Genomic DNA, 19,506 nt, shown 5'->3' with positions numbered 1-19,506 from the left:
AATGCGCATTCTAGCGCCCGACGCAGCGGGCGTTCAATTATTTGGCTTTGCTCAGCAGCAGGTTGGCCAGGGTACGCACGCCCAGACCGGTCGCGCCGGCCGACCACTGCTCCACCGCGCCTTTGCGGTAGGTGGCGGAACAGTCGATGTGCAGCCAGCCTTGTTGGTAATTCTTGACGAAGTGCGACAGGAAGGCCGCCGCGGTGCTGGCGCCGGCGGTGTAGGCCGGGCCGGCCACGTTGTTCAGCTCGGCAAAGTTGGACGGCAGTTGGCTGCGGTGGAACTCGGCCAGCGGCAGACGCCAGAACGGCTCTTGCTCGGCGGTGGCGCTGTTCAGCAGCTCCTGCGCCAGCGCGTCGTCGAAGCTGAACAGCGCATGGTAGTCGTTGCCGACCGCGGTTTTGGCGGCGCCGGTCAGGGTGGCGCAGTCGATAATCAGCTGCGGGTTCTGCTCAGAAGCGTCGATCAGGCCGTCGGCCAGCACCAGGCGCCCTTCCGCATCGGTGTTCATCACCTCAACGGTTTTGCCGTTGCGGTAGCGAATGATGTCGCCCAGTTTGAAAGCGTTACCGCTGACCATGTTGTCGGCGCAGCACAGGTACAGCTTCACGCGCTGCTTCAGGCCGCGCGCCGCCGCCAGCGCCAGGGCGCCGGTGATGGTGGCCGCACCGCCCATGTCAGCCTTCATCGAATCCATAAAGGCGCTCTGTTTCAGGCTATAACCGCCGGTATCGAAGGTGATGCCCTTGCCGACCAGGCAGGCGAACACCGGCGCATCCGGGTTACCGGTCGGGTTGAAGTCGAGCGCCAGCAGCACCGGTGGGCGCTCGGAGCCGCGGCCGACGGTGTGGATGCCGGCATAGTTCTGCTCGCGCAGATCTTCGCCCTTGGTGATGCGGTAGCTGACGGCATCGCAGCCGACGTCGCACATCAGATCGACGGCGCGGGTCGCCAGTTGCTCTGGCCCCAGCTCTTCCGCCGGCATGTTGATGGTGTCACGCACCCAGTCAACGATCTTCAGGCGCTTATCCAGCTCCTGACGTGCGGCTTCCGGCAGCTCGGCCCATTCGACGTTGCGCTGCCCTTTCGGCCCGCGGTAGCCCTGCCAAAACGCCCAGCTGTTTTCCAAGTCCCAACCGTCGCCGGCCAGCTTGACGTTTTTGATGCCCTGACCGTCAATTTTGCGGCCCGCGCGCTGGATCGCGCCCAGCTTGTCGGTGCCCGTCAGGTGAATGGTCATCCCTTCGCCGTTGGTGCTGAGCAGCGCTTTTTCGCCCCAACGGGCGTCGGCAGGTTGTTGCGACAGCGTGACCTGCATGAATTCTGTTGTCATAGCCTTCTTACTCCGGATGTTCCCTTTATTATTTCATTAGGGCTTTATTGCATACCCTATGGATTTCAAATTGCAGCTAGGCGCCCAGCGATCTCATCCCCAGGAGCTTACTCAGGTAAGTGACTGGGGTAAGACAAATCTGCCGGGAGCAGATTTGAACGCTGCTCGCAGCGGCCCCTTGGGGCGTGGCCCACGGATGGGCCACGTAACTACGTGCAGGTAACAACGCTGCGGTTTGAAAGACGACGGGTATGTCGGATACAAAATAAACGGGCCGCCCATGGCAGCCCGTTACGCTATTTACTCCGCTTCATCTAACCAGACCAGCAGGATCGCTTCCAGTATTTTTTCGTTGGAAGCCTGCGGATCGTCGTCGAACTCTTCCAGATCGCAGATCCACTGATGCATATCGGTAAAACGCACGGTTTTCGGATCGGTGTCCGGGTATTGGTCGTACAGGGCTTCGCCGATTTCTCGGCTGTCGGTCCACTTCAGTCCCATTATGATCTCCGGGTTGGCGCTGCGGCTAACAATTAATGCTCACGCGCGTGGTTGACGGTGTAGCGCGGCATTTCGACCACCAGATCTTCGTCGGCGACCAGCGCCTGGCAGCTCAGGCGGCTTTCCGGCTCCAGCCCCCAGGCCTTGTCCAGCATGTCGTCTTCCAGCTCGCTGCTCTCTTCCAGCGAATCGAAGCCTTCACGCACGATGCAGTGGCAGGTGGTGCAGGCGCAGGATTTCTCGCAGGCGTGCTCGATTTCAATGCCGTTGCGCAGCGCAACGTTGAGGATCGACTCCCCTTTTTCAGCTTCCAGAACCGCCCCTTCCGGGCAAAGATCTTGATGGGGCAGGAAAACAATTTTAGGCATGGTTAAACCTCATCCACAGAATGGCCAGCCAGCGCGCGGCGAATGGAAGCGTCCATGCGGCGCGCGGCAAAATCTTGCGTTTGTGCATCTAATGTTTTGATGGCGTCTTCGATAGCGGCGGGATCTTCCCCCTGCACCGCCTGCTGCAACGCCTGGGTCGCGGCGGCGATCGCCTGGCTTTCCGCCTCGCTCAGCAGCGCGGCGTCGCTGGCCAGCGCGCCCTGCAGGCTTTCCAGCACCCGCGCGGCTTCCACGCGTTGCTCCGCCAGCTTGCGCGCGCCCACGTCGCTTTGCGCGTTGGCCATCGAATCCTTGATCATGCCGGCGATTTCGCTGTCCGACAGGCCGTACGACGGCTTCACCTGGATCGAGGCTTCCACGCCGGTGGATTTCTCCATCGCGGTGACGCTCAGCAGACCGTCGGCATCCACCTGGAAGGTGACGCGAATGTGCGCGCCCCCGGCAGGCAGCGGCGGCAGGCCGCGCAGCGTGAAACGCGCCAGCGAACGGCAGTCCTGCACCAGCTCGCGCTCGCCCTGCAGCACGTGGATCATCATCGCGCTCTGGCCGTCTTTAAAGGTGGTGAATTCCTGCGCGCGCGCCACCGGAATGGTGGTGTTGCGCGGGATCACTTTCTCCACCAGACCGCCCATGGTTTCGAGGCCCAGCGACAGCGGGATCACGTCCAGCAGCAGCATGTCACTGTCCGGCTTGTTGCCCACCAGAATGTCGGCCTGGATCGCGGCGCCGATGGCGACCACTTTATCCGGATCGATCGACGTCAGCGGCGTGCGGCCGAAGAAGGCGCCCACCTGCTCACGCACCAGCGGCACGCGGGTGGAACCGCCGACCATCACCGCTTCCAGCACCTCGTCGGCGGCGACGCCGGCGTCTTTCAGCGCGCGGCGGCAGGCCATCAGCGTGCGTTTCACCAGCGGGGCGATCAGCGCTTCGAACTGGGCGCGGGTCACCTCGCCCTGCCAGCCGCCCACCTCGACGCGCACGCTGTCGGCATCACTCAACGCGATTTTAGCGGCGATGGCGGCGTCCAGCAGCTGGCGCTGCACGCCGTGGTCGCTGCGATCGGCCACGCCGGCCTGCTCGCGCAGCCAGTCGGCCAGCAGGTGATCGAAGTCGTCGCCGCCCAGCGCGGAATCGCCGCCCGTGGCCAGCACTTCGAACACGCCGCGGCTGAGGCGCAGAATGGAGATATCAAAGGTGCCGCCGCCCAGATCGTAAACCGCGATCACCCCTTCCTGGCCGGAGTCCAGCCCGTAGGCGATCGCCGCCGCGGTCGGTTCGTTCAGCAGGCGCAGGACATGCAGGCCGGCCAGACGCGCCGCGTCTTTGGTGCCCTGGCGCTGCGCGTCGTCGAAGTAGGCGGGAACGGTGATCACCACGCCATCCAGCTCCCCTTCCAGCGCCGCTTGCGCGCGCGCGGACAGGGCCCGCAGGATATCGGCGGAGACGCCGACCGGGTTAACCGGGCCGGCGGCGGTGACGATCAACGGCAGGCCGTTGTCGCTGGCCTGGAATTGATAAGGCAGGTTCGGGTAACGTTGCTGCACGTCCGCCAACGAGCGGCCCATCATGCGTTTGATGGAGCTGACGGTATTGGCCGGATCCTGCGCCGCCTGTTGGCGCGCCTCCCAGCCGACGCGCTGCGCGTCCGCCTGATAATGCACCACCGAAGGCAGCAAATGGCGGCCCTGTTCGTCGGCCAGCGTTTCCGCTTGCCCGCTGCGCACCGTGGCGACCAGCGAGTTGGTGGTGCCTAAGTCGATGCCGGCGGCCAAGCGTCGCTGGTGCGGCGCGGCGCTGAGGCCAGGCTCACTAATTTGTAATAAGGCCATGTTGAAGCTTCCACAATCAGAATCAGAAGGTGTTACTCAAAACCCAGCAGTTTTTCTTCGAGTTGTTCAACCTGTTGCTGGAGTTTGTCCAAAAAACGCAGCTTGCGCACGGTGTCGGCGGCGTCCGCCCACTGCTCGCCGTCCAGCTGCTGCAGCATCAGCGCACTGCGCTGCTTGATGGAGGTGGCCAGCCGCGCGCCGAAATCGGCCAGCAGGCTTTCCGCCTCCGGCTTGCGCTCAATGGCGTCGAGCTCTTCGCGCAGTTCCAGCTGTTCCATCAGGAACGCGGTGTCGCGCATCGTATGCTGTTCGTTACCCAGATCGAAGCCGTGCAAAGATAGCATATACTCCGCGCGTTTTAACGGGTGCTTCAGCGACTGGTAAGCTTCATTGATGGTCGCCGCCTGCTGCAACGCCATCAGGCGTTCGCGCTCCGGCTGGTTGGCGAAACGATCGGGGTGAAATTGGCGCTGCAGATCCTGGAAGCGGGACGCAAGCAGGCTGCCGTCCACGGTGTAGCGAACTGGCAGCCCGAATAAAGTAAAGTAATCCATAGCGTGCTCTGGGCGTTAGCGGATGAAGTTCCCCCGCCGAAACGGGGGAGCACGATGGACTGTCAGACGTTGAAACTCTCGCCGCAGCCGCATTCGCTTGAGACGTTCGGGTTGTTGAACTTGAAGCCTTCGTTCAGGCCTTCCTTAACGAAATCAAGCTCGGTGCCGTCAAGGTAAACCAGGCTCTTGCCGTCGATGATCACCTTGATGCCTTTGTCTTCAAACACGATGTCGTCATCGTTGGCTTCGTCAACAAATTCCAGCACGTAGGCCATTCCGGAGCAGCCGGAAGTTCGCACTCCCAGACGCAGGCCGAGACCCTTGCCGCGGTTCGTCAAAAACGCCTGAACACGCTGCGCAGCGCTGTCGCTCATGGTAATAGACATCACAACCTCACACTTCAAATCAAAGCCCGGCGTGGCCGGGCCGACTCAGACAAATTACTCGGCGCTATGCTTGCTCTTATAGTCGGCAATCGCTGCTTTGATGGCGTCTTCAGCCAGGATCGAGCAGTGAATTTTGACCGGCGGCAATTCCAGCTCTTCGGCGATCTGGGTGTTTTTGATCGCTTCAGCCTGATCGAGCGACTTGCCCTTCATCCATTCGGTCACCAGCGAGCTGGAGGCGATGGCGGAACCGCAGCCGTAAGTTTTAAAGCGCGCGTCTTCGATGATGCCTTCATCGTTAACCTTGATTTGCAGCTTCATGACGTCGCCGCAAGCCGGCGCACCTACCATGCCGCTACCGACGGTAGGATCTTCGTTGTCAAAGGAACCCACGTTGCGCGGGTTTTCATAATGATCGATTACTTTTTCGCTGTAAGCCATGACCTTGCTCCTGAAACCTGAGAATTAATGATGCGCCCATTCGATGCTGTTGATGTCCACGCCCTGCTTGAACATCTCCCACAGCGGAGACAGATCGCGCAGACGGCCGATGGATTTACGCACCAGTTGAATGGTGTAGTCGATCTCTTCTTCCGTGGTGAAACGCCCCAGGGAGAAACGGATCGAGCTGTGCGCCAATTCATCGCTCATGCCCAGCGCGCGCAGCACGTAGGACGGCTCGAGGCTGGCGGAGGTACAGGCTGAACCGGAGGAAACGGCCAGGTCTTTCAGCGCCATGATCAGCGACTCGCCTTCAACGTAGTTGAAGCTGACGTTCAGGATGTTCGGTGCGCCGTGCTCCAGATCGCCGTTCAGATACACTTCTTCCATATCTTTCACGCCGTTCCACAGACGATCGCGCAGGGTGCGCAGACGCGCCATCTCTTCGGTCATCTCTTCTTTGGCGATGCGATAAGCTTCGCCCATGCCGACGATCTGGTGGACAGGCAGGGTGCCGGAACGCATGCCGCGCTCGTGACCGCCGCCGTGTACCTGCGCTTCGATGCGGATGCGCGGCTTGCGGCGCACGTACAGCGCGCCGATGCCTTTCGGGCCATAGATTTTGTGGCCGGAGAACGACATCAGATCGACTTTCAGCTTGCTCAGATCGATAGGCAGTTTGCCCACGCTCTGGGTGGCGTCAACGTGGTAGATGATACCGCGCGCGCGGCACATTTCGCCGATCGCTTCGATGTCCTGCACCACGCCGATTTCGTTGTTGACGTGCATGATGGAGACCAGAATGGTGTCATCGCGCAGCGCCGCTTCGAGATCCTGCAGGCTGATGATGCCGTTGCTCTGCGGCGCCAGATAGGTCACTTCGAACCCTTCGCGCTCCAGCTGACGGCAGGTGTCCAGCACGGCTTTGTGTTCGGTTTTGCTGGTGATGATGTGCTTGCCTTTTTTCTGGTAGAAATTGGCAGCACCTTTGATCGCCAGGTTGTCGGATTCGGTCGCCCCGGAGGTGAAGACGATTTCGCGTGGGTCGGCGCCCACCAGTTCGGCAATTTGGTTACGGGCGATGTCTACCGCCTCTTCCGCCTGCCAACCGAAACGGTGGGAACGGGAAGCCGGGTTGCCGAAAGTGCCGTCCAGGGTCAAAAACTGCATCATCTTCTCAGCAACGCGCGGGTCAACCGGCGTCGTTGCTGAGTAATCCAGATAAATCGGTAATTTCATTGCTCTTGTGCTCCGTACATCACTTCCAAAAACTAAAATAATTTCGCCAGCTGCTTATGCGCGCAGATTAACGTTGATAGTTTCTTGCGGACGACCGTTGGCCGTGCGGCGCGTATCGTTGTTTTGACGATCCGCCACCACCAGCACTTCCTGGTTGTTGACCAGTTCTGCCAGCGTAATGTTGTTCAGGAACCCGCTGATGCGCTCGCTCAGATCGCGCCACAGGGCGTGGGTCAAGCAGCGATCGCCGCCCTGACAGCCTTCTTTGCCCTGGCACCGGGTTGCATCTACCGATTCATCGACGGCAGTGATGACAGCGCCAACGGCGATCTCACCCGCGTCTTTACCCAGCAGATAACCACCGCCCGGGCCGCGCACGCTGGCCACCAGGCCATTCTTGCGCAGACGGGAGAATAATTGTTCCAGATAAGAGAGCGAAATACCCTGGCGTTCGGAAATGTCCGCCAGTGGCACCGGCCCTTCCTGGGAATGCAGCGCTACGTCGAGCATAGCGGTTACGGCATAACGGCCTTTGGATGTCAGTCTCATAGCTCAATGGTTACCTGTTGGTCAAATATGGCCGAAAGTCTGACATTCCTGAGTAAAACAGTCAACTATTTAACCTAGTAATTGACTCAAGTATTAGCACGTTTTGAACTTAGCAAGAACAAAGGTATATAAAATACATGTTATAACCTTTGGATAACTAATACTATTGTCACCCGCCGCTATGCCACATCAATTAATTACCTTGATGTTTATCCTGTTTCTCGATCGACGTCAGCATGCCGCGCAGGATATTCAGCTCCTGCCCTTCCGGGCGCGCGCGGGTGAACAGCCGACGCAGGCGGCTCATCACCTGGCCCGGATGGGACGGGCGAATAAAGCCGGTGCGCTGCAGCGTCTGCTCCAGGTGCTGATAGAAACGCTCGAGGTCATCCACCAGCGGGTACGGCGTCTCTTCCAGCTGCGGCGCACCCGCCTGTTGGCGATCGAGGTAAGCCACGCGCACTTCGTACGCCAGGATCTGCACCGCCATCGCCAGGTTCAGCGAGCTGTAGTCCGGGTTGGCCGGAATGGCGACGTGGTAGTGGCACTTCTGCAATTCATCGTTGGTCAGCCCGACGCGTTCGCGGCCGAACACCAGCGCCACCGGCGCGTGCTCGCCCTCGTGCACCGCGCGCACGCCGCATTCACGCGGCTCCAACATCGGCCACGGCAAGGTGCGAGAACGGGCGCTGGTGCCCACCACCAGGCTACAGCCGGCGATGGCGTCATCGAGGGTGTCGACGATAGTGGCGTTGCCGATCACGTCGCTGGCGCCGGCGGCCAGGGCGATGGCCTGAGAATCGGGTTTGATCAGCGGATTAACCAGATAAAGGTTGGTTAAACCCATGGTTTTCATGGCTCTGGCGGTCGAGCCCATGTTGCCGGTATGTGAAGTCTCTACCAGAACAATGCGGATATTGTGCAGCATACAAACTCTGAGCGTGGCGGAAAATCGCAGCATCTTAACACAGCCATAGGCAATTTGCCGAACAGCTGCTATACTTCGCGCCGTTTCCTGTTCTTTAACATCCTAGTTGGAAGATACCCATGCATCCGATGCTGACTATCGCCGTGCGCGCTGCGCGCAAGGCCGGTAACCTGATTGCCAAAAACTACGAAACCCCGGACGCTGTAGAAGCGAGCCAGAAAGGGACCAATGACTTCGTCACCAACGTCGATCGCGATGCAGAGCATCTGATCATCGACGTCATCCGCAAGTCTTATCCGCAACACAGTATCGTGAGCGAAGAACGCGGTGAGCTGATCGGCGAAGATCGCGATGTGCAATGGGTGATCGATCCACTGGATGGCACTGCAAACTTCATCAAACGTTTCCCTCATTTCTCCGTTTCCATCGCCGTACGCATCAAAGGCCGTACTGAAGTGGCCGTGGTTTACGATCCGATGCGCAACGAACTGTTCACCGCCACTCGCGGCCAGGGCGCACAGCTCAACGGCTACCGCCTGCGCGGCACCAACGCCAAAGATCTGGATGGCACCATCATGGCGACCGGCTTCCCGTTCAAGGTCAAACAGCACGCAACGCCTTACATCAACATCGTCGGCAAGCTGTTCACCCAGTGCGCGGACTTCCGCCGCACCGGTTCCGCTGCGCTGGATCTGGCCTATGTGGCCGCCGGCCGCGTAGACGGTTTCTTCGAAATCGGCCTGAAGCCGTGGGATTTCGCCGCGGGCGAACTGCTGGTGCGTGAAGCCGGCGGCCTGGTGACCGACTTCGTCGGTGGCCACAACCACTTCAGCTCCGGCAACGTGGTGGCAGGCAACCCGCGCGTAGTGAAAGCCATGCTGGCCACCATGCGTGAAGAACTGAGCGAAGCGCTGAAGCGTTAATCGCCAGAAGCGAATCGAAAAAAGCGCTGCCGATGCAGCGCTTTTTTTATGCCCGTTAGCGGGAGAAGGGACGGATGCCGCCGCCGAATTCCGGCTGCGCGCTGACGTACAGCAACAGCCCGGCGGCCAGCAGGATCAGGCCGCCGGCCAGCGCCAACGCCCCCCAGGCCACCGCGCTCCAGGCGGCGGGCGCGCGCGAACGGCTGAGGCGCACCGCCAGCCGGCGGCTGTAATGTACCAGCAGCGCCAGCATCGAGATGGTCAACGAGGTGCCGAACGCCATCGCCAGCGCGGAGATCACTCCCCAGCCGAACACGCCGATCACTTTGGAGAACAGCAGCACCAAAATCGCCCCCGAACAGGGGCGCATGCCCATCGCCAGCACGATGGCGGCCTGAGTGCGCCAGTCGCTTCCCGCCTGCAGCTCGCTGTCGCTCGGCAGATGCCGGTGGCCGCAGCCGCAATTGGCGCTGTGCACATGATCCGCCGCCAGCGGCGTCAGGCTGTTGATGCGCAGCGCCGGCGCCGGGCGCATCGCCTTGATCGCCGCAAACAGGCGTTTCAGCGCGCGCCAACTCAGCAGCACGCCAAGCAGCATCACCAGAATAAAGCTGCCCTTTTCCAGCCAGAAGCTGCTTTGGTGCAGCTGGCGCGAAGAGAGCTGCAATACCACCAGCATCAGCGTGACCAGCGCGATCGCTACCCCACCCTGCACCAGCGAGGCGGCGAAGGTCAGCTTCAGGCTGCTTTTCAGCCGCGCCGGATGGGTAGCCAGGTAGGTGGCGATCACCACTTTGCCGTGGCCGGGGCCGAGCGCATGCAAGACGCCATAGCCGAGGCTGAACAGCATCAGCGCCAGCCCGGCCTGCTGCGGCGCGGCCTTCACCTGCTGCAACAGCCCCGCCATCTGCTGGTGCAGCGCTTTTTGCCACACCACGCTCTGCATCAGCAGCTGCGGCCAATAGTGCCACGCCAGCAGCGCGGCGGCCGCCAGCGCCAGCGTGAACGGCAGCAGCGGCCACAGGCCGAAGGCCCAGTGGCGCCGGCTCGTCGTCGGTTGCGAGAGATTTAACGACATTGCAGCGTCACCCGCTGGGCGAACTGCTGCCCCAGCGCCAGGTCTTCGCCGGGCGAGTCGTTCTTGTCGAGCGACAGCGCATAGGCCTGCAGCGACGCATTCGGCTTCGGCGTCATCAGCTTGTAGCTGCACAACTGCGCCATCTCCGGCGGCAGATGCAGCGCATTTTGGTCTTTATAGGTCATATCCACAAAATAAGTCGGATCGTAAGTAGAAAGTTCGAACGGCTTGCCCGCCAGCGGCTGCGGCTCGGCCAACGGCAGCACGAACTCCAGCACCGCCTGGTTGCCCTGGCGCGACAGGTGATATTCGCTGGGCAAGTTCAGGTATTTCACCGGTTTGCCGTCGCGGTAAAGATCGGTGAAATAGTGCTGCCCCAGCACGTTGGCCATCACTTCCGCCGCCAGTTTTTTCCACACTTCCGAATCGCTCGTGGCGTTTTTCGCATCGTAGAGCAGATCCGCCGAGGTGATTTCATCCATCACCCACACCATTTTCAGGCCGACCAGCCGCTGGTCTTTGGCGACGAAGGTGGTATTCATGTCGATAAAGCTGTGCGGATGAGCGATCGCACCGGCGCTGAACACGGCGCCGAAGGCAGCCAAAAGACGACGTAACTTCATCATTATCCTGTCTTACCTGCATTTGTTATAACGTAACACAAATAGATGCCTAACGGCCCGCCTCTCCCGGCGATATTTGTGACGAAAGTTGTAAGCCGAAGTAAAAGCCGCGCGGTAATCCTGCCGTCACAAAGCCTTTTGCTATGCTTAGGCATAATCGCAACCTTTTATGCCGGAAGGTGATAATGAGCCTGGACACCTCTCCCGTGCCCGAGCTCTCCGGACAACAACGGCGCTGCCATCTGCTGCTGATGCTGTACACGCCGGAGCCCGAGTTACAGCTGGAGACCCTAAGCCGAATCAACGGCGTCGCCCCCCCGATAACCCGGCAAGATATAGCCGAGGTGGCCAGTGAAATCCAGCGTTTCCATCACCTGGAGATCGCCGTCGATCCCGACCATGGCTACCAACTGCGGGGCAGCGTGCTCGACCAACGCCTGTGCCTGATCCACTGGCTGCGGCGGGCCCTGCGCTGCAGCCCGCGGTTTGTCGAAGGCGATTTCGCCCCGCGCCTGCGGCAAGCGCTGGCGACCGATGCCGCCCCGGCGTCTGCGCTGACAGAGGCGATCGACGCCTGCGAGCCGCTGCTCAGCCGCCACTTCGATGCGCGCGACCGCCAATTCCTGCAGCATTACCTGCTCTACTGCGCCTGGCAAAATCGCCTGCAGCAGCATCCGCGTTTCGACGCGGTTCAACGCGACTGGCTGCGGAAAAAGCCGGAACAGCAAGCCGCCGCCTGGCTGCATCAGGCCTGCAACCGGCTGTTTAACCAGCCGCCGCAGGCAGACGAGCGCGATTTTTTGGCGCTGACGTTTACCATGTTGAAAAATCACAGCTACCACAGCAACGACTCAGCGCAAGAGCGGAGATTGATGGTGGCGATCGACAGCATGGTCGAGCGCTTCCAGCAACTTTCCGGCATGGCCTTCAGCAGCAAGGCGGAGCTGGTCAGCCAGCTGTTCGCCCATCTGGCGCCGGCGCTGGAGCGCTGCCGTTTCGCCATCGGCATCGACAATATGCTGCTGGAAGAAGTGGTGCGCAAATACCCGCGGCTGATGCGCACCACGCAGGAAGCGCTGAAACCGCTGGAGCAGGAGTACGGCGTGCATTTTTCCAACGAGGAGGCGGGTCTGGTGGCCATCAGCTTCGGCGCCTGGCTGATGCAGGACAACGCGCTGCAGGAAAAGCAGGTGCTGCTGCTGACGCTGGACAACCCGCAGCTGGAAGAGGAAGTGGAATATCAGATCCGAGAGCTCACGCTATTGCCGCTGAACATCAAGTACCTGCCGCTGAGCGACTATCTGCGCGGCGGAGCGCCGCAGGGCATCACGCTGGTGATCACCCCTTATGCGGCGGTGCACAGCGATCCGCACCCGCCGCTGGTCTATACCGAACTGCCGCTGGAAACCCGGCAGCGCCAGGCGATCCGCGCGCTGCTGGAAGCCCCTTAATCAGCGGCTGACGCTGACCGCCGGCGGCCGGATGAACAAGGCCGGCACCGCGACCGCCGCCATCACCCAGAATACCCCGCCCTGCCAATGTTCGAACAGGAACCCGGCAATGACCGTCATGACGGCGATGCCGCCGCCCATCGCCAGCGCCGAATACACCGCCTGCAGTTGGATCACCTCTTGCCCCTGACGCGCGGCGATAAAGCGCATCGCCGCCAAATGGCAGACGGTGAAAGTGCCGCAGTGCAGGATCTGGATCAGCAGCAGCCAGCCCAGCTCGGTGCTGTAGGCCATCAGGCTCCAGCGCAACACGCCGCAGCAGGCGGAGAGCAACAGCAGGTTGCGCGCATTCCAGCGGCGGAACAGCACGTTGCTGCTGGCGAAAATAATCACCTCCGCCACCACGCCCAGCGACCACAGATAGCCGATGGTCGAGGCCGAATAGCCGGCCTCCTGCCAGTAAATGGAGCCGAAGCTGTAGTAGCCGGCGTGCGCCCCTTGCAGCAGCGTGACGCACAGCAGGAAGCGCCAGACCGGCCCCTCTTTCAACAGTGCCCACAGCGAACGTTCGGTTCCGCTGTGCGTGCGCGCTTCGCCCTGCGGCATGACGCTCGGCTTCAACAGCATGCCCAGCAGCATCGCCAGCACGCTGAAAATCAGGCTGTAGAGAATGGCGTTATGGCCCCATACCGCTACCAGCTGCCCGGTCAGCGCCGAGCCGATGACGAACGCCAGCGAGCCCCACAGCCGCACCCGGCCGTAGTCCATACGGATCTGCTTTTGCCAGGTGGCGGCCAACGCGTCGGTCAGCGGCACCAGCGGCGAGAAGAACAGGTTGAAACCCGCTATCACCAGCATCAGCCAACCCCAGCCGTTGCCGAAACAGAAACCGACCGCAAAGGCCAGGGTCAGCAGCGCCAGCAGGCGCAGGGCGGAGACTAAATGAGAGGGATCTTTAACGCGGGGCGCAATCAGTAAGCTGCCGAGGAAGCGGGCCACCAAGCCGGCGCCGAGCAGCATGCCGATGGTTTCGGGTGCGATGCCCTCGCCTTTCAGCCACACGCCCCAGAACGGTAAGAAGATGCCATAGGAAAAGAAGTAGGTGAAATAACTGAGCGCGAGCCAACGCGTTGATTGCAGAACCATGATCCCTCCGGAGTGAGGGCAATACTTTGACAGAGCTCACACCGCCCCGCAATCTTCATTCCACTTCAATGCGTTAGAGTGCCAAACAGTTCACAGTTTGCTGCAGGCGGGCATAAAAAAACCCGCCGCAGCGGGTTTTGTCGGGCGAAAGCGGGATTATGCGTAAACCGGCAGGCGAGCGCAGATATCCAGCACTTTCTTCTTGGTGCGTTCGATGGTGGCTTCATCGTTGATGTTGTCCAGCACATCGCAGATCCAACCGGCCAGTTCGCGCACGTCGGCTTCTTTGAAGCCGCGACGGGTCACGGCCGGGGTGCCGATACGCACGCCGGAGGTGACGAACGGGCTTTTCGGATCGTTCGGCACGCTGTTTTTGTTGACGGTGATGTTGGCGCGGCCCAGGGCGGCATCCGCTTCTTTACCGGTCAGGTTTTTGTCGACCAGATCCAGCAGGAACAGGTGGTTATGGGTGCCGCCGGAGACCACTTTGTAGCCGCGCTGCAGGAACACTTCCACCATCGCCTTGGCGTTGACCGCCACTTGCTGCTGGTAAACCTTGAACTCAGGCTCCATCGCTTCTTTCAGCGCCACCGCCTTGCCGGCGATCACGTGCATCAGCGGGCCGCCCTGGCCGCCAGGGAACACGGCGGAGTTCAGCTTTTTGTACAGCTCTTCGTCGCCGCCCTTCGCCAGGATCAGGCCGCCGCGCGGGCCCGCCAAGGTTTTGTGGGTGGTGGTGGTGACGATGTGCGCGTGCGGTACCGGGTTCGGGTACACGCCGGCGGCGATCAGGCCCGCCACGTGCGCCATGTCGACGAACAGGTAAGCGCCGATGCTGTCGGCGATTTCGCGCATTTTGGCCCAGTCAACCACGCCGGAGTAAGCGGAGAAGCCGCCGATGATCATTTTCGGCTTGTGGGTTTGCGCCTGCTTGGCCAGATCGTCATAGTCGATTTGGCCTTTGTCGTCGATGCCGTAAGGCACCACGTTATACAGTTTGCCGGACAGGTTGACCGGGGAACCGTGGGTCAGGTGGCCGCCGTGCGCCAGGTTCATGCCCAGAATGGTGTCGCCCGGCTGCAGCAGCGCGGTGTACACGGCGAAGTTAGCCTGGGAGCCGGAGTGCGGCTGCACGTTGGCGTAATCGGCGCCGAACAATTCTTTGGCGCGATCGATAGCCAGCTGCTCAACGATATCCACGTATTCGCAGCCGCCGTAGTAACGCTTGCCCGGATAGCCTTCAGCGTATTTGTTGGTCAGCTGGGAACCCTGAGCCTGCATCACGCGCGGGCTGGTGTAGTTCTCAGACGCGATCAGCTCGATGTGCTCTTCCTGACGCACCACTTCCTGCTCCATGGCACGCCACAGTTCCGCATCGTAATCGGCAATGTTCATTTCACGCTTTAACATCCGGCATCTCCTGACTTAAATCAGCTAACTAAAAAATCACCAAATAACTACCCGTTTGGGTTCTGGGCCACAGTGTAAACCGTTTCGCCCCACCGAAGATAGGTCTTGACAGAGGTTTTTACGCAAACGATTGGCATAAGGTGGCGCAAGGCTTTGATCCGCTAAACGCCGCCGTTTATCAACGGACATTTCCTCATGCGAACGATGCGCTTTTTTCATGTTCTGTGAGCGCGATCGACGCCCGAAGAACACCGTAACGAAAACAAGGGTATTTACAAGCGACGCGGAACCCAATAAGATGCATTTAAAATGCATCATTACAATTATCGTCAAGATCCCAACCCAAGGAGCGCTTCCATGCTGGATAGCCAAACCATCGCCACCGTGAAATCCACCCTTCCCCTGCTGGCTGCGACCGGGCCGAAGCTGACCGCCCACTTCTACGATCGCATGTTCGCGCACAACCCGGAATTGAAAGACATTTTCAACATGAGCAACCAGCGCAACGGCGATCAGCGTCAGGCGCTGTTCGACGCCATCTGCGCCTATGCCGCCAACATCGAGAACCTGGCGGCGCTGCTGCCGGCGGTGGAGCGCATCGCGCAGAAGCACACCAGCTTCAATATCCAGCCGGAGCAGTACAACATCGTCGGCGGTCACCTGCTGGCGACGCTGGACGAAATGTTCAGCCCGGGTCAGGAAGTCCTGGACGCCTGGGGCAAAGCCTACGGCGTGCTGGCCAACGTATTTATCCAGCGTGAAGAACAGATTTATCAGCAGAGTGAAACCGACAACGGCGGCTGGCGCGATCTGCGCGCGTTCCGCATCCTGAAGAAACAGCCGCAGAGCGACGTGATCTGCAGCTTCGTGCTAGCGCCGGTGGACGGCGGCCGAGTGGCGGACTTCAAACCGGGGCAGTATCTGGCGGTCTACATCAAGCACGACAGCCTGGAACATCAGGAAATTCGCCAGTACTCGCTGACCACCTCGCCGAACGGCGAGTTCTACCGCATCGCGGTGAAGCGCGAAGATCAGGGGAAAGTGTCCAACTACCTGCACCAGCAGGCGCAGGAAGGCGACGTGATCTACATCGCCCCACCGCACGGCGACTTCTTCCTCGACGTGGCGCCGACCACGCCGGTGGCGCTGATCTCCGCCGGCGTCGGCCAAACCCCGATGCTCGGCATGCTCAACACCCTGCACGACAGCCAGCATCAGGCGCAGGTCCACTGGCTGCACGCGGCGGAAAACGGCGGCGTGCACGCCTTTGCCGATGAAGTGGCGGATATTGCCGGGCGCATGCCGAATCTGAGCCGCCATGTGTGGTACCGCGAGCCGGGCGCCGATGACGTGGAAGGCCGCGACTACCACAGCCGCGGATTGATGGATTTGAGCGCCCTGCAAGGCAGCCTGGCCGATCCGCAGATGCACTATTACTTCTGCGGCCCGGTGGCCTTCATGCAGTTCGTGGGCAAACAGCTGCTGGAAATGGGCGTAGAGGCCGAACGCATCCACTACGAATGCTTCGGCCCGCATAAGGTGCTGTAATGCTTGCGGAGCGCGGCCGTCAGACCGCGCTCCCTCTTCATTTCGCCTGTAGTTGGCGCGCGTCCTGCACCTGCTGCACCGTCACCGGCGCCGCCTGGTTGCCCCAGCTTCCCCGCAGATAGCTCATCAGATCCGCCGCCTGCCGATCGTTCAACGCCCAGCCGTAAGCCGGCATGTCGAACGCCATCGCCTGCTGCGTGATCGGCGTATGCGCCCCCTCCAGCACCACCCGCAGCGCGGTCAGCGGATTGTCCGCCGTTACCGTGGCATTGCCCGCCAGCGCCGGAATGGCGAAGTCGGTGCCCTCCCCCTTGTTGCCGTGGCAGGTCGAGCAGTACATCGCGTAGGTCGCCTTGCCGCCCGGATTATTCGCCTGTACGGCAGGCGCAGCGGCTTTGGCGGCGGCTTCCGGCGCCAGGCTGCGCAGATACACCGCGATGGCGTTCAGATCGCCGTCGCTGAGGTACTGCGTGCTGTGGGTCACCACCTCGCTCATCGGCCCGGCGACCGCCGCATGGCGGCTGCGGCCGGTTTTCAGCAGTGCCGTCACCTCTTCCGGCGGCAGGCCGCGCAGATTGGAGGCGTACCAGCCGTCCAGCTCGGCGCCGCTCAGGAACACCGGCTCCTTGCCGTCCAGCCCCTTCTCCTGCATCGCCCAGCCGCGCGGCGTGTGGCAGCTGCCGCAATGGCCCGCGCCCTGCACCAGGTAGGCGCCGCGGTTCCACTCGGCGCTTTGCTGCGGATCCGCCTGATACGGCTGGTCGTCGTGGAACAGCTGGTTCCACACCGCCAGCGGCCAGCGCATCGACAGCGGCCAGCTGATGTCGCTGGCGCGGTTGGCCACGTTCTGCGCCGGCACCTCTTTCATCAGATAGTCATACAGCGCGCGCATGTCTTCCGCGCTCATTTTGGCGTACGAGGTGTACGGCATCGCCGGGTAGAGCCGGTGACCGTCTTTGGCTACCCCCTGGCGCATGGCGCGATCGAACTCTTCGAACGAATAGGCGCCGATGCCGTGCAGTTTGTCCGGCGTGATGTTGGTGGCGTAGATAGCCCCGAGCGGCGTCGGGAACTTCATGCCACCCGCCAATTCGGCGCCGCCCGGCGCGGTGTGGCAGGCGGTGCAGTCACCGGCTTTGGCGACGTATTCCCCAGCCGACATCGCCTGGGCCGAGCCGCCGGCCGCCAGCAGGCTCAGCAGGCTCAGCAGGTACAGCGAACGCAGACTCATGCTCCCTCCTTGGCGGCAACCTTGCCGTAGGCCAGTTCATTCACCGCGCGCCACGCCTGATCGATCGCCGAGTTGGCGTACGGGCTCCAGTCGGCATCGGAGTTGGCGATAACGATCTTGCCGATCGGCTGCCGCGCCGTTTCGATGATTTTCGTGGCCTCGTCTTCGTCGTCGAACAGCCCGTTGAGGAAGTAGGAGTAACCGTGCGACCAGCGGTTGACGGTGATCGCCTGAATGTCGCGCTGATGGTCGAAACCGGCCTCGCCCAGCATGCCCTGCAGCTGTTCGCGGATCATCTGCTCGTGCACCTCGAACGGCGTGCCCAGCAGCAGCGCGCGCCCTTTGCGCGACTGCTCGCGCGGGCTGAGGCCGCTGCCCGGCAGCGTCGGCACGTACACCATATGCAGGCCGATCGGCCGATCCGGATCGCGCGGGTGCTGATACCCGCCCATGCTCACCGGGTAATCCAGCTTCACGCGGCTGTACGGCGCGGCCGGCGAATAGATCTCGTGCACGCCCAGCTTGATGAACGGCTGCCAGTTGCGGATCACCACCTTGCTGTACACCAGCGGCGACTTGACGTTCTGCTTCAGCGCCTCCTGCTGCTCGTGCGACATCTCCGGCACCAGGTATGGGATCATCATGTTGTAGCCGGCCATCACCACCTGCCCGGCGCGCACCTTGGTCATCTTCTCGCCGGTCATGTAGGTGACTTCCACCTTGTCGCCAACGTTGGCCGCATGCAGCCCGGTGCTGTTCAAACGCAGCTTCACCGGCGATTCCGGCCGATCGAGCTGGCCGTAGTCGAATTTGGCCAGCACCACGTCGTTCATGTCGTTGCCAGCCGGCGCCACCGCCGGGATCAATTTGCGCACCATCAGGCGCGCCAGCGTGGCGTTGCCGTCCGGGAAGTGGAACACGTAAGGATCGTCGAGATCCGCCTGCGACTCCTCGTCCAGCGGCGGCAGATTCATGCCGTCTAGGCCCGGCAGATCGCAGATGCGCGCATCGCTGCACGACGTGCCGTCGATGCCCACCGCCTGGAAATCGTTGGTGGTCTGCTGGAAATAACGGATCGCCAGCTCACTCAGGCCCGCCTTCTCGCGCAGGAACTGGGTGTAGCTGTGGGTATCGAGCCACTCGACCTTCTGCTCCAGCGTCATCTCCGGCAGATAATCTTTCTTCACCGTATGCAGCGCGATCAACGCCTGGCGATCGCTTTCCGGCAGCGGGAAATCACCGATGAACGCTTCATAAGAGCGGCCGTTGAGACGATCGCGCGGAATGTCGTCCGCCACCGTGCGGCCCGGATCGCCGCTCACCACCTTGTCGACGCCGAAGTTCTTGCGATCGAAGTAAACCCCGCGGCTCAGGTTCAGATCCGGGTAGAAGGTGGTGTCAAACGCCTGCTCCAGCCGATCGATATCGACGCCGAGCTTGCGCAGCAGCCCCATCGCCACCGGGCTGAAGTTGGAGCGTGGCGACTGCAGCGATTCGCTGCCGCCGTAGCCGAGCAGCATGCCGTCGTCGGTGTTGAATTCGTTGCGCTTGGCGTGGCCGCCGAAGTCGTCATGGTTGTCGATCAGCAAAATGCGCTGCTGCTCACCTTTCAGCTGCTGCCAGAAGCAGGCGGCCGCCAACCCGCTGATGCCGGCGCCGACCACCACCAGATCGAACTCTTCAACGGCGGGCACGCTGCCGAAATCAAAGGTTTTGCCGTCGCGCCCCAGCTGGTGCGCATGCTCGAACGAGCCCGGATGGTTACCCCGCAGCCCGGTCAGCGCCGGCGGGTAGTACAGGGTTTGATTGGCGGTTTGCGGCGACGCGCGCAAGATTTGCAGCGGCGTCAACCCGGCGGCGATGGTGATCGCCACCCCGTTGAGAAAATCGCGTCGGGTGATACCCATATAGGCTTCCTTTCAATTTTTATTATCATCGGCCGGC

19 protein-coding genes are annotated in these 19,506 nt (G+C 61.5%); 3 read left to right on the top strand and 16 right to left on the bottom strand.

Annotated features, from left to right (window positions below; translation table 11 throughout):
- Positions 1-37: 37 nt before the first annotated feature.
- The 10 genes from pepB to trmJ form a co-directional block, all read right to left on the bottom strand.
- Positions 38-1,333, bottom strand: a complete 1,296-nt coding sequence (gene pepB / locus ABTW55_RS15265; protein ID WP_049194914.1) for an aminopeptidase PepB — start codon at positions 1,331-1,333, stop codon at positions 38-40.
- A gap of 300 nt (positions 1,334-1,633) precedes the next feature.
- Positions 1,634-1,834: a Fe-S cluster assembly protein IscX gene (gene iscX, locus ABTW55_RS15260; RefSeq protein ID WP_006327336.1), complete on the bottom strand. Its 201-nt coding sequence runs from the start codon at positions 1,832-1,834 to the stop codon at positions 1,634-1,636.
- Between the two features lie 32 nt (positions 1,835-1,866).
- On the bottom strand, positions 1,867-2,202 hold the full coding sequence (gene fdx / locus ABTW55_RS15255; RefSeq protein WP_004941417.1) for an ISC system 2Fe-2S type ferredoxin: 336 nt from the start codon (positions 2,200-2,202) through the stop codon (positions 1,867-1,869).
- Between the two features lie 2 nt (positions 2,203-2,204).
- Positions 2,205-4,055, bottom strand: coding sequence for a Fe-S protein assembly chaperone HscA (gene hscA, locus ABTW55_RS15250; protein WP_060423180.1), 1,851 nt, complete (start codon positions 4,053-4,055; stop codon positions 2,205-2,207).
- Positions 4,056-4,087: 32 nt separating this feature from the next.
- A complete protein-coding gene (gene hscB / locus ABTW55_RS15245) occupies positions 4,088-4,609 on the bottom strand; it encodes a co-chaperone HscB (RefSeq protein ID WP_060423185.1) in 522 nt (173 codons plus the stop codon).
- 62 nt (positions 4,610-4,671) lie between these two features.
- Positions 4,672-4,995, bottom strand: coding sequence for an iron-sulfur cluster assembly protein IscA (gene iscA, locus ABTW55_RS15240; RefSeq protein ID WP_004941410.1), 324 nt, complete (start codon positions 4,993-4,995; stop codon positions 4,672-4,674).
- 54 nt (positions 4,996-5,049) lie between these two features.
- Positions 5,050-5,436, bottom strand: a complete 387-nt coding sequence (gene iscU / locus ABTW55_RS15235) for a Fe-S cluster assembly scaffold IscU (protein WP_033635600.1) — start codon at positions 5,434-5,436, stop codon at positions 5,050-5,052.
- A 24-nt stretch (positions 5,437-5,460) separates the two neighbouring features.
- Entirely contained in the window at positions 5,461-6,675 is a 1,215-nt protein-coding gene (iscS, locus tag ABTW55_RS15230) for a cysteine desulfurase (RefSeq protein WP_016929764.1), read from the bottom strand.
- Between the two features lie 54 nt (positions 6,676-6,729).
- Positions 6,730-7,224: a Fe-S cluster assembly transcriptional regulator IscR gene (iscR, locus tag ABTW55_RS15225; protein ID WP_004941404.1), complete on the bottom strand. Its 495-nt coding sequence runs from the start codon at positions 7,222-7,224 to the stop codon at positions 6,730-6,732.
- A 193-nt stretch (positions 7,225-7,417) separates the two neighbouring features.
- Complete coding sequence (trmJ, locus tag ABTW55_RS15220; RefSeq protein WP_025303916.1) at positions 7,418-8,152, bottom strand: tRNA (cytosine(32)/uridine(32)-2'-O)-methyltransferase TrmJ; 735 nt, start codon at positions 8,150-8,152, stop codon at positions 7,418-7,420.
- 119 nt (positions 8,153-8,271) lie between these two features.
- Between trmJ and suhB the strand changes: the two genes are divergently transcribed.
- The gene (suhB, locus tag ABTW55_RS15215; RefSeq protein ID WP_060423187.1) at positions 8,272-9,075 is read left to right on the top strand and encodes an inositol-1-monophosphatase; all 804 of its coding nucleotides are present in this window, start codon (positions 8,272-8,274) and stop codon (positions 9,073-9,075) included.
- A 55-nt stretch (positions 9,076-9,130) separates the two neighbouring features.
- Here suhB and ABTW55_RS15210 read toward each other — a convergent pair whose 3' ends face one another.
- Positions 9,131-10,153, bottom strand: coding sequence for a nickel/cobalt transporter (locus ABTW55_RS15210; protein ID WP_016929766.1), 1,023 nt, complete (start codon positions 10,151-10,153; stop codon positions 9,131-9,133).
- Positions 10,144-10,779, bottom strand: coding sequence for a DUF1007 family protein (locus ABTW55_RS15205; protein ID WP_060423193.1), 636 nt, complete (start codon positions 10,777-10,779; stop codon positions 10,144-10,146). Before ABTW55_RS15205 ends, ABTW55_RS15210 begins: the two co-directional genes overlap by 10 nt.
- A gap of 182 nt (positions 10,780-10,961) precedes the next feature.
- Between ABTW55_RS15205 and csiE the strand changes: the two genes are divergently transcribed.
- Positions 10,962-12,227, top strand: coding sequence for a stationary phase inducible protein CsiE (gene csiE / locus ABTW55_RS15200; protein WP_060423197.1), 1,266 nt, complete (start codon positions 10,962-10,964; stop codon positions 12,225-12,227).
- Here the strand turns inward: csiE and ABTW55_RS15195 are convergent, their stop codons facing one another.
- Together ABTW55_RS15195 and glyA are read right to left on the bottom strand one after the other, a co-directional pair.
- Positions 12,228-13,373 carry a 3-phenylpropionate MFS transporter gene (locus tag ABTW55_RS15195; protein WP_033654288.1) on the bottom strand — a complete coding sequence of 382 codons (1,146 nt, stop codon included), beginning with the start codon at positions 13,371-13,373 and terminating at the stop codon, positions 12,228-12,230.
- A gap of 156 nt (positions 13,374-13,529) precedes the next feature.
- Positions 13,530-14,783 carry a serine hydroxymethyltransferase gene (gene glyA / locus ABTW55_RS15190; RefSeq protein WP_004941389.1) on the bottom strand — a complete coding sequence of 418 codons (1,254 nt, stop codon included), beginning with the start codon at positions 14,781-14,783 and terminating at the stop codon, positions 13,530-13,532.
- A 357-nt stretch (positions 14,784-15,140) separates the two neighbouring features.
- Between glyA and hmpA the strand changes: the two genes are divergently transcribed.
- Entirely contained in the window at positions 15,141-16,331 is a 1,191-nt protein-coding gene (gene hmpA, locus ABTW55_RS15185) for an NO-inducible flavohemoprotein (protein ID WP_041036350.1), read from the top strand.
- A 37-nt stretch (positions 16,332-16,368) separates the two neighbouring features.
- Here hmpA and ABTW55_RS15180 read toward each other — a convergent pair whose 3' ends face one another.
- Both ABTW55_RS15180 and ABTW55_RS15175 read right to left on the bottom strand, forming a co-directional pair.
- Positions 16,369-17,562: a cytochrome c gene (locus tag ABTW55_RS15180; protein WP_060423198.1), complete on the bottom strand. Its 1,194-nt coding sequence runs from the start codon at positions 17,560-17,562 to the stop codon at positions 16,369-16,371.
- Entirely contained in the window at positions 17,559-19,469 is a 1,911-nt protein-coding gene (locus ABTW55_RS15175) for an FAD/NAD(P)-binding protein (RefSeq protein ID WP_060423201.1), read from the bottom strand. Before ABTW55_RS15175 ends, ABTW55_RS15180 begins: the two co-directional genes overlap by 4 nt.
- Positions 19,470-19,506 lie beyond the last annotated feature (37 nt).

This window comes from Serratia sp. SM04, from assembly GCF_040280225.1.
Taxonomy (GTDB): domain Bacteria; phylum Pseudomonadota; class Gammaproteobacteria; order Enterobacterales; family Enterobacteriaceae; genus Serratia; species Serratia sarumanii.
The sequence above is the reverse complement of the archived record's forward strand: the minus strand, read 5'-3'. Positions and strand labels throughout refer to the sequence as shown.